General features: G+C 58.1%; 13 protein-coding genes. 8 read left to right on the top strand and 5 right to left on the bottom strand.

The window, feature by feature from the left end; genetic code table 11:
* Positions 1–21 precede the first annotated feature (21 nt).
* From bioF to ABJM11_RS03470, 8 genes are all read left to right on the top strand, one after another.
* Positions 22–1200: an 8-amino-7-oxononanoate synthase gene (gene bioF / locus ABJM11_RS03435; protein WP_348295794.1), complete on the top strand. Its 1179-nt coding sequence runs from the start codon at positions 22–24 to the stop codon at positions 1198–1200.
* Positions 1197–1973, top strand: a complete 777-nt coding sequence (locus ABJM11_RS03440) for an alpha/beta fold hydrolase (RefSeq protein WP_348295793.1) — start codon at positions 1197–1199, stop codon at positions 1971–1973. Before bioF ends, ABJM11_RS03440 begins: the two co-directional genes overlap by 4 nt.
* The gene (locus ABJM11_RS03445) at positions 1961–2809 is read left to right on the top strand and encodes a methyltransferase domain-containing protein (RefSeq protein ID WP_348295792.1); all 849 of its coding nucleotides are present in this window, start codon (positions 1961–1963) and stop codon (positions 2807–2809) included. The genes ABJM11_RS03440 and ABJM11_RS03445 overlap by 13 nt, the downstream gene beginning before the upstream one ends.
* Before the next feature lie 19 nt (positions 2810–2828).
* Positions 2829–3521 (top strand): dethiobiotin synthase, encoded by a 693-nt coding sequence (gene bioD / locus ABJM11_RS03450; RefSeq protein ID WP_348295791.1) that lies wholly within the window; start codon positions 2829–2831, stop codon positions 3519–3521.
* A 51-nt stretch (positions 3522–3572) separates the two neighbouring features.
* Positions 3573–3818, top strand: coding sequence for a flagellar biosynthesis protein FlgE (locus ABJM11_RS03455; protein ID WP_348295790.1), 246 nt, complete (start codon positions 3573–3575; stop codon positions 3816–3818).
* 53 nt (positions 3819–3871) lie between these two features.
* The gene (locus tag ABJM11_RS03460) at positions 3872–4444 is read left to right on the top strand and encodes a putative metalloprotease CJM1_0395 family protein (RefSeq protein ID WP_348295789.1); all 573 of its coding nucleotides are present in this window, start codon (positions 3872–3874) and stop codon (positions 4442–4444) included.
* Positions 4445–4682: 238 nt separating this feature from the next.
* The gene (locus tag ABJM11_RS03465; RefSeq protein ID WP_348295788.1) at positions 4683–6482 is read left to right on the top strand and encodes an acyl-CoA dehydrogenase C-terminal domain-containing protein; all 1800 of its coding nucleotides are present in this window, start codon (positions 4683–4685) and stop codon (positions 6480–6482) included.
* A 222-nt stretch (positions 6483–6704) separates the two neighbouring features.
* Positions 6705–8495 carry an acyl-CoA dehydrogenase C-terminal domain-containing protein gene (locus ABJM11_RS03470; RefSeq protein WP_348295787.1) on the top strand — a complete coding sequence of 597 codons (1791 nt, stop codon included), beginning with the start codon at positions 6705–6707 and terminating at the stop codon, positions 8493–8495.
* An 81-nt stretch (positions 8496–8576) separates the two neighbouring features.
* Here ABJM11_RS03470 and ABJM11_RS03475 read toward each other — a convergent pair whose 3' ends face one another.
* From ABJM11_RS03475 to leuS, 5 genes are all read right to left on the bottom strand, one after another.
* A complete protein-coding gene (locus ABJM11_RS03475; RefSeq protein WP_348295786.1) occupies positions 8577–9212 on the bottom strand; it encodes an endonuclease in 636 nt (211 codons plus the stop codon).
* 187 nt (positions 9213–9399) lie between these two features.
* Positions 9400–9663: a hypothetical protein gene (locus tag ABJM11_RS03480; protein ID WP_348295785.1), complete on the bottom strand. Its 264-nt coding sequence runs from the start codon at positions 9661–9663 to the stop codon at positions 9400–9402.
* A 99-nt stretch (positions 9664–9762) separates the two neighbouring features.
* Positions 9763–10770, bottom strand: coding sequence for a DNA polymerase III subunit delta (gene holA, locus ABJM11_RS03485; protein WP_348295784.1), 1008 nt, complete (start codon positions 10768–10770; stop codon positions 9763–9765).
* A complete protein-coding gene (lptE, locus tag ABJM11_RS03490; RefSeq protein WP_348295783.1) occupies positions 10767–11360 on the bottom strand; it encodes an LPS assembly lipoprotein LptE in 594 nt (197 codons plus the stop codon). The genes holA and lptE overlap by 4 nt, the downstream gene beginning before the upstream one ends.
* Positions 11344–13929 carry a leucine--tRNA ligase gene (gene leuS, locus ABJM11_RS03495; RefSeq protein WP_348295848.1) on the bottom strand — a complete coding sequence of 862 codons (2586 nt, stop codon included), beginning with the start codon at positions 13927–13929 and terminating at the stop codon, positions 11344–11346. Before leuS ends, lptE begins: the two co-directional genes overlap by 17 nt.
* Between the last annotated feature and the right edge of the window lie 186 nt (positions 13930–14115).

Raw genomic sequence — 14115 nt, forward strand, 5'->3', positions numbered from 1 at the left:
GAGTTTCGGTGAGGGCTGATCATGCGTGATTTTGCAGCCGAGCTTGAAAGCCGCAAGCAGGCGGGGCTCTACCGGACCCGCCGGCTGATCAGCGGGCCCCAGCAACCGGAGCTGGTTTCCGACGGTATCCCATTGCTGTCTTTTTGCAGCAACGACTACCTGGGCCTGGCCAGTCATCCCGAGATTGTGCGGACCGCTACCGATTCCCTGCCGCACACTGGCCTGGGCGGAGCGGCGTCGCACCTGATCTGCGGCCATCACGATGGCCACCATCAACTGGAAGGCCGTCTGGCAGCGTTCACCCGCCGCAGCTCGGCACTGTTTTTTTCCACCGGTTATATGGCCAACATGGGTGTGATTTCCGCATTGGCCGGGCGCGGCGATACCATTTTCTCTGACCGCCTCAATCACGCCTCGATTATTGATGGCTGCATCCTCAGCCGTGCCAGGGTAAGGCGCTATCCCCACGGCGATATGGCAGCCCTGGAGGAGATGCTCGCCAGCACTGGCGGCCATAAACTCGTAGTGACAGACGGTGTGTTCAGCATGGACGGGGACGTGGCCCCATTGAAAGAGCTTGCGGCGCTGTGCCGGGCACACGACGCATTACTGGTGGTTGATGATGCCCATGGTGTGGGGGTGCTTGGTCCCCAGGGGCGGGGCAGTATTGCCGAGCTTGGATTGTCGGAAGAGGACGTGCCGGTGCTGATTGGCACCCTGGGCAAGGCCATCGGCACCAGCGGAGCATTCGTCGCTGGTCCGAAACTGCTGATGGATTATCTGGTACAGAAAGCTCGCACCTATATCTACACGACGGCCATGCCTCCTGCCATTGCTCTGGCGACCTGTGCCAGCATAGACCTGATTGAGCGCGAGGACAGCCGCCGCAACCATCTTCAGTTGCTGATCCGCGACTTCCGCCGTGGTGCCACTGCACTGGGCTACCAACTTATGCCTTCCCGAACGCCGATACAGCCAATCATGGTCGGCGATAACTGGTCCGCGCTTGCTCTGAGCCAGGCGCTGGAGCAGAAAGGCCTGATGGTGACCGCCATCAGACCGCCGACCGTACCTGAGGGGGAGGCGCGTTTACGGGTCACCTTCAGTGCTGCCCACTCGACAGCGGACCTGGAAAAGCTGCTGAACGCACTCGCAGAATGTCGCCTGCTATTAAAATGGCCATCTGCCGAGGCCGTATGAACCAGGTTGCGCAACAGACACCTCTGGTTGTGGTCGGAGGCTGGGGTGTCGATGCCGCGATGCTTCTGCCGCTGTTCGACGGTTGGCCCGGTGAAATTCACCTGGTTTCGTTGACCGACGCCATAATGACCCGGTGTGAAACGATAACCGAAGTGGTGGCGTACCTGCTGGATCATTACCCGTGTCGTTCGGTCTGGGTTGGCTGGTCCCAGGGTGCGCAGGTTGCCATGGCTGCAGCATTGCAGAGTGCAGGGAGCAGTGACGCGAGCAGCGCACTGCAGGTATCCGGAGTTATCACTCTTGCGGGTTTTCCCTGGTTTGTAGCTGCTCCCGGTTGGCCGGTTGGCATGGCAGCGAGCACGTTCGCCACCTTCAGGGCAGGTGTTGTCAATGAGGCCGGAGAAACCTGGCGACGTTTCCAGCAGTTGTTGATTCATGGCTGTGACGATCTTCTGCAGGCCCGTCAGGAACTCCGACCCTGGGTGAGCCGGGGGGCATCGGTAACCCGGGCCAATCTGGTTCGTGGCCTGGATTGGCTGGAAACGGAAGATCAGAGGGACCTGTGGCAGTCGTTACGGGTGCCGGCACTTCATCTTCAGGCGGGGGAGGATGCAGTCGTTCGTTCGTGGAGCGATACCCTGGCGCCGGCGGAGGCGTCGGAGGTAATCACTGTGCCCGGGATGACACATTGGCCCAGAGGGCAGAGGGCGATGCCCTGCCGTGAAGCTATCCGACAGTTTGTATTCGGTAGGGGGGATTCATGGCGGCTGTGACAACGCTCAAAGATCCGACTACCACTGCTTTGTCGCGAAACGCAAAAACGGCCATTGCACGGGATTTCGGAGCGGCATCAAAAACCTATAATCCGGCTGCCCGCCTGCAGCGTTATATGGGGCAGGTCATGTTTGACCAATTGCTGGAGCCCGGTTGCCTTCCGCAAGTAGGAACTGGCTGCCAGATACTGGACCTGGGTTGTGGTACCGGCTGGTTTACCGGGCAGCTGGACGGGATATCTGGCGGGCCCGAGGGTTCCGTAACCGGAGCAGACCTGTCGCTGGGTATGTTGGACTATGCCCGTGCCGCTGGCGCCCCGGGCATTCGATGGCTGGTAGCAGATGCCGAATCCCTGCCGCTGGAAGACAATAGCCTGGATGTGATTTTCAGCAACCTGATGATCCAGTGGTGCAACAATTCTGTGGGTGTGCTTGCCGAGTGTCGCCGGGTACTGCGCCCCGGAGGGCGGTTGTTTGTATCAACACTACTGGATGGCACGCTGGATGAGTTGCGTGGCGCCTGGCAACAAGCGGATCCGGGACGCGAACATGTAAACCGCTTCGAAAGCGAGGAGGTTTTTCGCCGGCAGGCGCTTGAAGCGCTGCCGGCACCGTGCATTGCTACTGAATCCATTGTCCTGGATTACCCCGCTCCAATGGCTCTGCTGGCCGAACTTAAAGCCATCGGAGCCGGTTTCAAGGGTTCAGCCCGTCGACGCAAGGCGACAGCGCCGGGACGATTACGGGCCATGTGCCACCATTACCCGAAGGGAAATGACGGCCAGGTCTACGCCACTTACAAGGCCGCATGGCTGACGTGCCGTCTGCTACATTGATACGGGAGTTATCCGGGCTATGGCCAGAAAAAGCTATTTTGTCACAGGCACCGATACGGGTGTTGGAAAGACCATGGTGTCCGCCGCCATCCTTGAGGCAGCCGCCGCCCTTGGCAAGCGCACGCTGGCGATGAAACCGGTGGCCTCCGGCTGTGACGAAACGCCTGAAGGGCTACGCAATGACGATGCGGTGATACTGATGCAGGCGATGTCGGAATCACTGGGTTACGATCAGGTCAATCCGATAGCACTGAAACCCGCTATCGCTCCACATGTAGCAGCCGCTCAGGCAGGGCGTACGGTCACGGCGGAACGGCTGGTGGGATTCTGTCGCGGATTGCAGATGCGGCCGGCGGATCTTCTGCTGGTAGAAGGGGCAGGCGGCTGGCGCGTACCACTCAATGATCGCGAAACATACTCTGCCATGCCTGCGGCGCTACAGATGCCGGTCATACTGGTGGTGCCTCTCAGGCTCGGCTGCATTAACCACGCCCTTCTGACCGCAGAAGCCATACGCCGTGACGGGCTGACTGTCGCCGGCTGGGTTGCCAACCGGCCGGTCCCGGATGTCATGACCTGTGAGCAGGAAACCCTGGAATATCTGGTCAATCATCTGGCGGCTCCCTGCCTGGGTGTGCTGCCATGGCAGAAGAACGCGGACCCCAGGATGCTGGCGACCGGTCTGGATGTGAATTGTTTGTTTGAAAATTGACCAGAAATGTGGCTTACTTGAGTCAATTAATGGTCATTGGACACTGTAGTTATGATCAATAACACATTGGGAATTGGTATCCAGGGCATCCAGACCGGTATGCAGGGTATGGATAACGCCGCCCGCCAGATTGCCCGTGGTGGCGCGGATGGCCCTCGGGGTTCCGCCGAAGGTGCCGGTGATCTGATCGGGCCCATCATTGATCTCAAACTCTACGAGCGCAGTGTTGAAGCCTCCGCCCAGGTGGTGAAGACCGCTGATGAAACCCTTGGCACGCTTCTGGATATCAAGGCCTGAACCTGCCAGGCGAGACCCGGTTAGGGTTCATGGCCGCTAGCTGAATCACTGACATGATGATTTCCGGCTCACTTCCTTCGGTATCCTCGGTACATCCCCCATCCGGGACAGATAATCCTCGGGGCCTGGAAGAGGCTCAGCTGGAGGTGCTGGCGGATCTTAAAGCCCGGGATCGTGAAGTCCGTGCCCACGAAACCGCTCATCAGGCAGTCGGCGGGCAATACGCTGGTTCTATTTCCTACGTATATGAGCGCGGCCCTGACGGTGCCCAGTATGCCGTTGGCGGTGAAGTATCCATCGATACCTCCCCGGTTCAGGGAGATCCCCAGGCAACTATTGAGAAGATGCGGGTTGTGAGAGCGGCAGCGCTTGCGCCTGCGGAACCTTCTGCCCAGGACCGCGCCGTTGCTGCGGAGGCCATGCAGCTTATGTTGCAGGCCCAGGCCGAGTTGTCGTCAGAACTCGGCGAGACTCAAAGCAGCGATCCCGCAGATAGTACCGACAGCACGGAGCCGGCTGCCGGGGAATCCCGTAGTGCCGCCAACGCCTACCAGCTCGTCTCCGATTTTGGTGAGACGGGCACAGCGAACGATAAATCCGCCCCCCGGTTTATGGCAATCGCCTGATAACTTCCGCTTTAACCTCGTTTTTTCAGTTTTCCTGCCGCTGTTTTCGTAAAACTTCACCACAAAATGCAACACAAATTTCAAACGTGGCTATTGACAATTCTGTGCCTCTAAACGTATGTTTCAAACAAGTGTTTAATTGACGATCCGGCACCCAGTGCTGTGTCGTGTGAGCAAACCCCGAGGCAAAGTGCTGTGACCGTTTCGCAGCTGTGACCGAAAATCTGAGGTGGATTCCATGCCTGAATACAAAGCGCCCCTGCGTGACATTAAATTCGTAATGACCGAGCTGCTGGACAGCGAGCAGCACTACGCCAATCTGGAAGGTGCCGAAGACGCGACTCCGGATATGGTCGACGCCATTATCGGGGAAGGTGCCAAATTCTGTGAGCAGGTGTTGTCTCCGCTGAACCAGGTAGGCGACAACGAAGGTTGTACCTGGAGCGAAGACGGGGTGAAAACCCCCACCGGGTTCAAAGAAGCCTATCAGCAGTACGTGGAAGGCGGCTGGCCCTCCATGACGGCTGACCCTAACTATGGTGGCCAGGGCCTGCCGCACTCCCTCGGCCTCGTGATGAGCGAAATGGTAGGTACCTCAAACTGGTCCTGGGGCATGTACCCGGGCCTGAGCCACGGTGCCACCAATACCATTGAGGCACATGGTACCGAAGAGCAGAAGCAGACCTACCTCACCAAACTGATCAGCGGCGAATGGACCGGCACCATGTGTCTGACAGAGCCCCATTGTGGCTCTGACCTGGGCACCCTGCGTACCAAGGCCGAGCCGAATGCTGACGGAACCTACGCCATCACTGGTACCAAGATCTTCATTTCTGCCGGTGAGCACGACATGGCCGAGAACATTGTCCATATCGTTCTGGCACGCCTGCCGGGCGCTCCTGAAGGTACCAAGGGTATTTCCCTGTTTATCGTGCCCAAGCAGCTGCCGAACGACGATGGTTCTTCCGGTGAGCGTAATGCGGTTTCCTGTGGCTCCATCGAGCACAAGATGGGTATCCACGGTAACGCGACCTGCGTTATGAACTTTGACGGCGCCAAGGGTTGGCTGATCGGCCCCGAGAACAAGGGCCTGAACTGCATGTTCACCTTCATGAACACCGCCCGTATCGGTACCGCCATCCAGGGCCTGGGTGCCGCCGAGTTGGGCTTCCAGGGCTCCCTGGCATACGCCAAGGACCGTCTGGCCATGCGCTCACTGAGCGGTGCGAAAAACCCTGAGGGCATCGCGGACCCGATTATCGTCCATCCGGACGTGCGCCGTATGCTGCTGACCCAGAAAGCCGTCGCCGAAGGTGCCCGGGCGCTGATTTACCTGACCGCGCAGCAGGCTGACATTGTACACAGTGGCAAAACCGAGGAAGAGCGCAAGGCGGCCGACGAAGCCCTCGGCTTCCTGACTCCGATTGCCAAGGCCTTCCTGACCGAAATTGGCTACGAAGCGGCCAACCTGGGCATGCAGGTATTCGGTGGCCACGGGTTCATTTCCGAGTGGGGCATGGAGCAGAACGTTCGCGACGCCCGTATCGGCATGATCTACGAGGGCACCACCGGTATTCAGGCGCTGGACTTGTTGGGCCGCAAGGTGCTGATGACCCAGGGCGAGTCCCTCAAGGGCTTTACCAAGCAGGTTCACGTATTCTGCAAGGAAAACGCCGACAACGAGCAGCTCAAGGAATTCATTGAGCCGCTGGCAGTCCTGAACAAGGAATGGGGCGACCTGACCATGAAGATCGGCATGACCGCCATGAAGAACCGCGAGGAAGTCGGTGCCGCGTCGGTGGACTACCTGATGTACTCCGGCTACGCGGTGTTCGCCTACCTCTGGGCCCGTATGGCCAAAGTGGCGCTGGACAAGATGGTGGAAGGCACGACTGAAGAAATGTTCTATAACGCCAAAGTCCAGACAGCACGCTTCTACTTCAAGCGTATGCTTCCGCGCGCCAGGGGCCATGCCGAGAGCATGCTGGCCGGCGCCGACAGCCTGATGGACATGCCGGAAGAAGCCTTCGCCCTGTAAGGCGGGTTTCAAGGAGCCGACAAAGCCCGCTCTCCCAGGAGGCGGGCTTTTTTCATGAAATGGCCGCCGGGACCTCATGAGTTGGGGGCGCCATTAGGGTAGAATAACCCACCATAAAAATAACCTGAGCGGACACATAGCCGAGGAAGTGAGCAGGGCCAACGGTCCGTATTTGTTTACTTCGCAGACTGACTGAATTGTGCAATTGTGGAGAGATCTTAGATGGCTGATTATCAGGCACCTTTACGTGACATGCGTTTTGTCCTGAACGAAGTTTTTGACGCGCCGGCGCTTTGGGCGTCACTGCCGAAAGTGGCAGAGAACGTGGACCCGGATACCGCCGATGCCATTCTCGAAGAGGCAGGCAAGATTACCAGCGGTGTACTGGCGCCCCTGAACCGCGAAGGTGATGAGCAGGGCTGTAAGTGGAATGACGGCGAAGTGTCCACCCCGGAAGGCTTCCGTGAGGCCTACCAGACCATCGTTGAAGGCGGCTGGAACGGCCTGGGTGGTAATCCGGAATTCGGTGGCATGGGGATGCCGAAAACCCTGGTAGCCCAGTTTGAGGAAATGATGCAGGCGGCCAATATGGCTTTCGGTCTCGCCCCGATGCTGACCGCGGGCGCCTGCCTGGCCCTGGACGCCCATGGCAGCCAGGAACTGAAGGAGAAGTACCTGCCCAACATGTATGCAGGCGTCTGGTCCGGTGCCATGGACCTGACCGAGCCCCACGCCGGTACCGACCTGGGAATAATCCGCACCAAGGCGGAGCCAAACGGCGACGGCTCCTTCAGCGTGACTGGCACCAAGATCTTTATCACCTGGGGCGAGCACGATATGGCGGACAATATCATTCACCTGGTGCTGGCCAAGTTACCGGATGCGCCCAAGGGCCCCAAGGGTATCTCTCTGTTCCTGGTGCCCAAGTTTGAAGTGAATGAAGACGGCTCCCTGGGCGAGCGCAACAGCCTGAGCTGTGGTTCCCTCGAAAAGAAGATGGGTATCAAGGGCTCCGCTACCTGTGTCATGAACTTCGACGGTGCCAAAGGCTGGCTGGTCGGTGAAGAGAACAAGGGCCTGGCTGCCATGTTCACCATGATGAACTATGAGCGCCTGGGTGTCGGTATTCAGGGCATTGGTGCCGCTGAAGCTTCGTTGCAGAGTGCCCGCGAATACGCTCTGGAGCGGATTCAGAGCCGTGCTCCCACCGGAGCCCAGCAGCCGGAGAAAGCTGCAGACCCGATCCTGGTTCATCCTGACGTACGCCGTATGCTGCTGACCATGAAGGGTTATGTTGAGGGCGGCCGTGCCTTCTCGACCTACGTGGCTCAGTGGCTGGACATCTCCAAGTACTCGGACGATGACGAGCGCCGCAAGCATGCTGAAGGCATGGTGGCGCTACTGACGCCGGTAGCAAAGGCCTTCCTGACTGACCGTGGTCTGGATGCCTGTATCATGGGCCAGCAGGTCTTCGGTGGGCATGGATTTATCCGCGAGTGGGGTCAGGAGCAGCTGGTTCGTGACTGCCGTATCACCCAGATCTACGAAGGCACAAACGGTATCCAGGCGCTCGACCTGATGGGTCGAAAGGTCGTTGGTAGCCAGGGTAAGCTGTATGAACTGTTTGCCGAGGATGTGGCGGCGTTCATCGAGGAAAACAGCAGCGACGAGAATCTGCGCCCCTACCTGGAGCCATTGGCAGCGGCCTTCGAGCGCCTGTCCGATGTGACCGAACACGTGATTAATCAGGCTGGTAACAATCCTGACGCAGTTGGAGCGGCGTCGGTTGATTATCTGGACCTGTTCGGCCTCACGGCTCTGGGCTACATGTGGGCGAAAATGGTAAAAGCAGCGGCTCCGAAAGCGGAAGGTGATACCTCCGGCTTCTATAGCGGCAAGGTGAAGAGCGCGCGCTTCTACTTCGATCGCCTGTTGCCCAAGACGGTTGCGCTTGCCGAGGGCATTCGCAGTGGCAGCCAGTCGATGATGGCGCTGACCGCCGAGGAATTCTGATTCCGCTGGCGTAAACCAAAAAGGCAGACTCCCGTCGGTATCCGGTGGGGTCTGCCTTTTTTATGGCTGATGGGTTTGTTGCTAGAGGTTTTCCAGCCGGCCGGGGTCCTGTACGAAGGGATTTTCGTTGCCCTGTATCTCTGCAATTCGGCGATGGCGGGTCAGTTCCCGGTCGTCCGGCGGATCTATCCGGTTCCAGCTCTGGAACACCCGTGTTGCCCCGGCCCAGGGCAGGTTATAGGTATCAACCATGTAGGCGACGGTTCGGGCAACATCACCTTTCACCTTCTCAGGAGGTTCGAAGAACTGGGCGCTTTCACGAATACCGCATTCATCGGGTTTGCCGGCTGAGCCGAGCTCCTCGTAACGAGAGTTGCGCCGTCTCATTTCAGTACGGCTGCGAACCGGCACGATGTTATGGAGGTCGGAGGCAATTTGCCGATATCGGTCGTTATCGGCGCATTGGGTGGAGGTACCGCAATCAAGGGCACTACGAACCTGGGCCAGAGGATAGATATATCCGTCCGTCAACAAAAAGCCCTTGCTGGTGAAGGGTGTTTCGCAGAAAAAGGAGGTTCCACCTTCAGCATAGAGGTTGCCCCAGAACTCGCTCTCGACAACCGTTGCCGGGTCACTGAAGCGGGTATTCTGACTGCTGACCAATGAGGGAACGACTGATACAGATAGCGTTAGTAGTAAGATGGTTAGTGTTTTCATAGGCCATTTATACCTCTCGGCGCTCAGAAGTGCCTTGGCTGATGGGGCCATGAATGGGCGTTCGGTGGTCGAATCAGACAAAAAAATGACGCTTCATTCACTTATAATGAGAAGTATGGCACAGAGGCCCTCTATGAACAGAGCCTCGTGGCAGGTATTTGTAGCATTCTGTTAACCAGTTAACACTTTACTTCAGTCGGTTACGGATATTCTGGTAGCCAGATTTCAGATCTTCGCCAAGCTTGTGTGCAGTCTGGCGTGCTTCTTTCGACGCATCATCTGCATCGTGCAGGAGCCCATCGAGCTTGCCGCGAAAACGCTCCCAATCCTTTTCCAGGTCGTCCCATTCGTCTTTGACATCTTCCCTGGCCAGATGCATCTGAACGCGAGCCTCATCACGGTACTGTTTTATTCTTTCTGACAACTGCTTCAGTTCGTCCTGGAAACTCATATCACACACCTCCTTTGATGATTGACGGCTATACCATGCAACCGGTTGTCAAAATCTGTCAAGCGGTAAAGGAGGGGATTACGAACGACTTGATTTGGATCAGGCAGGCCTCGCCAACAGGGTAATCATATCCTGCAGGTGATGCCAGGGGGAGAGGCTGTCAAAGCCTTTGGCTGCGCGGTCGGTGGCGCTGCACAACTCCACCGCTGCCATCAACTGGCGACGGCTCAGGCGCCTGGCTGCCTGCTCAACAGCCTTTGCGCGCTGGGGTTGGAACACCCCTCGTTTTTTCAGAAACCCGGCCGTGTTTTCCCGCTTGGCGGTGGCGATATTCAGTTCCATGGTCAGGTTGAGATCCCGGGAAAGCACTGTCAGCAGGCCAAGGGGGTTCTCACCTTCCTGTTGCAGCACACCAATGATTTTCCTGGCATGGGCGGCCCTGCCTGCAAGAAGCTCCGTGACCAGTTCAAAGCCATTAAAGCGGGAGCTGTCCTGAACTGCATGCTCAATGGTTTCTTCGTCAATAGTGGTGCCTGATCCCAGCAGCGCCAGGCGGTCCAGTTCCTGGCTTGCCGCCAGCAGATTTCCTTCCAGGCGTTCGGCGAGGGTATCCAGGGCGCCGCGGGTCAGGCTGAGGCCGTGATTACGGGCCCTTTGTTGAAGCCATCCGGGGAACTTGTCTGTATCAATTGGCCACACCGGTATGTGAACACCTTTATTCTGGAGCTCCTTGTACCATTTACGGCGGGTTTCCGCCGCATCAAGGCGGGCACTGATCAATAACAGAACAATGTCATCCGGTGGATTTTGCAGCACGCTTTCCATTACCGCGCGGCCATCCCCAAGTTTGCCGGTAGGCAGGTGGATTTCAATGCGGCGTTTCTCGGCAAACAACGACAGCGCGCCGAACTCCTCGCCGACCCTGTTCCAGTCGAGCTGTTGATCCGCATGAAAAGTAACGCGGTCCTCGAAGCCGGCACTGCGGGCGGCCTTGCGGATCTGGTCACAGCATTCCTGAACCAGCAACGGCTCGTCCCCGGATACCAGATAGACCGCCGACAGGCCTTTTTGCAGTAGTTGGGGGAGCTGGTGAGCCTGAGTCTTCATGACGAGGGCCCGGTCCCTTCTCTGCGTACCTGATCCGCTTCCTGCCTCAGCCGTTCAATGCGGTCTTCGTTGATGGGTGCCAGCCGGAAGATAATCTGTTGTGCCAGGCGATTATGGAGCTGGTCCCTCAGCGCCTCTTCCTCTCGTTGTTTGGCGAGCACATTGGATTCGTCGTAACGATAGGTTTCACTGCTGTTGAGGTCGGTTGGTTCAATGAGCGGGACGTTATCGGAAGTGAGTACCTCGATATCCACCGTGTGCCGTAGCGTGTATTCGGCAGCGGCGGCACGAAGGGTGATGGCACTGGCACGACGCTCCTGGCGGAAGTTGCCGATCTTGAGCACAAAGTCCGCTTCTTCGGCGGGCTTCAGTTCGATCCGGCCCAATTCCAGTTGCTCCCGGACGGCGTCACACAGTTGTCCCGGAACGTTCTCAGCGCAGTCCACGGCCAGTGGCTGCAGTGCCGGTGAAACCGGTGGGGCGCCCCGTAACTGAAACCCGCAGCCCGCGACCAGCAACGACATTGCTGCTGCCACCACAGGTCGAACCACGGAGACCGCCATCACGTTCATATCAGTTGGCCACCACATTAACCAGTCTGCCCGGTACCACGATAACCTTGCGGACGGTTTTGCCTTCGGTAAAGCGTATGACATTCTCGTTTTCCAGGGCGAGGGCCTCGAGTGCGTCTTTCTCTATGTTCGCCGGAACATCGGCCTTGGCCCGCACCTTGCCGTTCACCTGCAGTACAACCTGGATTTCACTGCGAACCATGGCCTCCTTGTCGGCGGTGGGCCAGGGGGCGTCCACCACCGGCTGCTCGTGCCCCAGCGCCTGCCACAGCTGGTGGCAGACATGTGGAACGATCGGAGACAGCATCAGTACGGCAATATCCAGTGCTTCCTGGCGCACAGCCAGGCTCTGGGGCTCGTCATCGCCAAGTTTGCCGACTTCATTCAGCAGCTCCATGACCGCGGCAATGGACGTGTTGAATGTCAGCCGACGGCTGATGTCGTCGCTGACCTTGGCAATAGTCTCATGGGTTTTGCGGCGAAGGCTGCGTTGGCCCTCGTTCAGGTTGGCGCTGTCCAGAGCCGGAACCGGTCCGTTTTCCGTGTGTTCGCTGACCATGCGCCACAGGCGCTTGAGGAAACGATGAGCCCCCTCCACGCCGCTGTCGGACCACTCGAGGGACTGCTCCGGAGGTGCGGCAAACATCATGAACAGGCGTACAGTGTCAGCGCCGTGCTCGTCAATAATGGCCTGCGGGTCAATGCCGTTGTTCTTGGACTTGGACATTTTGGTCACACCGCCGGACACCACCGGCTGGCCGTCGTCCTTGTGAACAGCGCGGATAACCTGGCCTTTCTCGTCCTTTTCAGTGATGACGTCCGCCGGGGAGATCCACACCTTGCCACCGTTACCGTCTTCACGGTAGTAGGTCTCCGCCAGCACCATGCCCTGGCACAGCAGGCGGTTGAAAGGTTCGGAGCTGTCTACCAGGCCCACGTCCCGAAGTAGTTTGTGGAAGAAGCGGGCGTAAAGAAGGTGAAGAATGGCGTGCTCGATACCGCCGATGTACTGGTCGACCGGCAGCCAGTAATTGGCCGCAGCCGGGTCCAGCATACCCTTGTCGTAATTGGGGCTGCAGAAGCGGGCGTAATACCAGGACGACTCCATGAAGGTGTCGAAGGTATCGGTTTCCAGCGTGGCAGGCTGGCCCTCAAAAGTGGTTTTCGCCCACTCCGGATCGGCCTTGATAGGCGACTGGACACCGTCCATGGTGACGTCTTCCGGCAGGGTCACCGGCAGCTGGTCATCGGGCACCGGGCGTTCGGTGCCGTCTTCCAGTGTCATCATCGGAATCGGTGCGCCCCAGTAACGCTGGCGCGAGACGCCCCAGTCACGGAGGCGATAGTTGACCGTACGCTTGCCGATGCCGTTCGTTTCCAGATAATCGGCGATGGCATCGAAGGCATCTTCACTGGTCAGTCCGTTGTATTTTCCGGATGAGACAAGAATACCTTTCTCGGTGAAAGCCTCTTCCTGAACGTCCACTTCGCGATTTTCGATGGGGGCGATCACCTGCCTGATTGGCAAACGATACTTCAGCGCGAACTCGTGGTCCCGCTCATCGTGAGCGGGCACAGCCATAAGTGCGCCGGTGCCATATTCCATCAGCACGAAATTGGCGACGTAGACCGGAATTTCTTCCTGGGTCAGCGGATGAATGGCTTTGTAGCCGGTATCGATACCTTTCTTTTCCATGGTCGCCATGTCCGCTTCGGCAACCTTGCTGTTGCGGCATTGTTCGACGAACTCAGCTACCTCACGGTAACGCTCGGCCGCAGCCCTGGCAATCGGGTGTTCGGCCGCTACCGCCATATAGGTAACACCCATCAGAGTGTCAGGGCGTGTGGTGTAGACGTCCAGCGCGTCATCACGGTCCTTGAGAGGGAAGGTAAGCTCGGTACCGGTGGATTTGCCAATCCAGTTCCGCTGCATGGTCTTGACCTGCTCCGGCCAGTCTTCCAGCGTATCCAGGTCGTTCAGCAGTTCTTCGGCATAGTCGGTGATGCGGATAAACCACTGGGGAATCTTCTTCTGCTCGACCGGCGCACCGGAGCGCCAGCCTTTGCCGTCAACTACCTGTTCGTTGGCCAGCACAGTCTGGTCTACCGGGTCCCAGTTGACGGTGGACATCTTTTTGTACACCAGGCCTTTCTCGTACAGGCGGGCGAAGAACCACTGTTCCCAGCGGTAGTAATCCGGCTTGCAGGTAGCCAGCTCGCGGTTCCAGTCGTAACCGAAGCCCAGTTGTTTGAGCTGGTTTTTCATGTAGGCAATATTGGCGTGGGTCCACTTCGCCGGCGCTGTCTTATTGGCAATGGCGGCGTTCTCGGCGGGCAGACCGAAGGCATCCCAACCCATGGGCTGCATGACGTTCTTGCCCTGCATGCGTTGGTAGCGGGAAATTACGTCGCCGATGGTGTAGTTGCGAACGTGCCCCATGTGCAGCTTGCCGCTGGGGTAGGGGAACATGGACAGGCAGTAGTACTTGGGCTTACCCGGTTCTTCCCTGACCGTGAAGGTGTTATTTTCTTCCCAGTAGGTGCGGGCTTGCTGTTCAACATCGCGGGGATTGTATTGCTGGTCCATTCCTGCCATTACCAAAGTTACCCTGTATCAAAAAGATGTGCGAAGCGGCCGGACATTCTAACGCACACAAGGCTTAACAGGTAGTCTGCCAAATTTCCCATACTGTGCCAGACTTAGAGGTATGGTGGAGGTCAGAGCGGGCTGTCCAGGGCACGCTGTAAATACATCCCTGTACGCTTGACAAAA

The organism is Marinobacter sp., assembly GCF_039977835.1.
In the GTDB taxonomy this organism is placed as follows: Bacteria; Pseudomonadota; Gammaproteobacteria; order Pseudomonadales; family Oleiphilaceae; genus Marinobacter.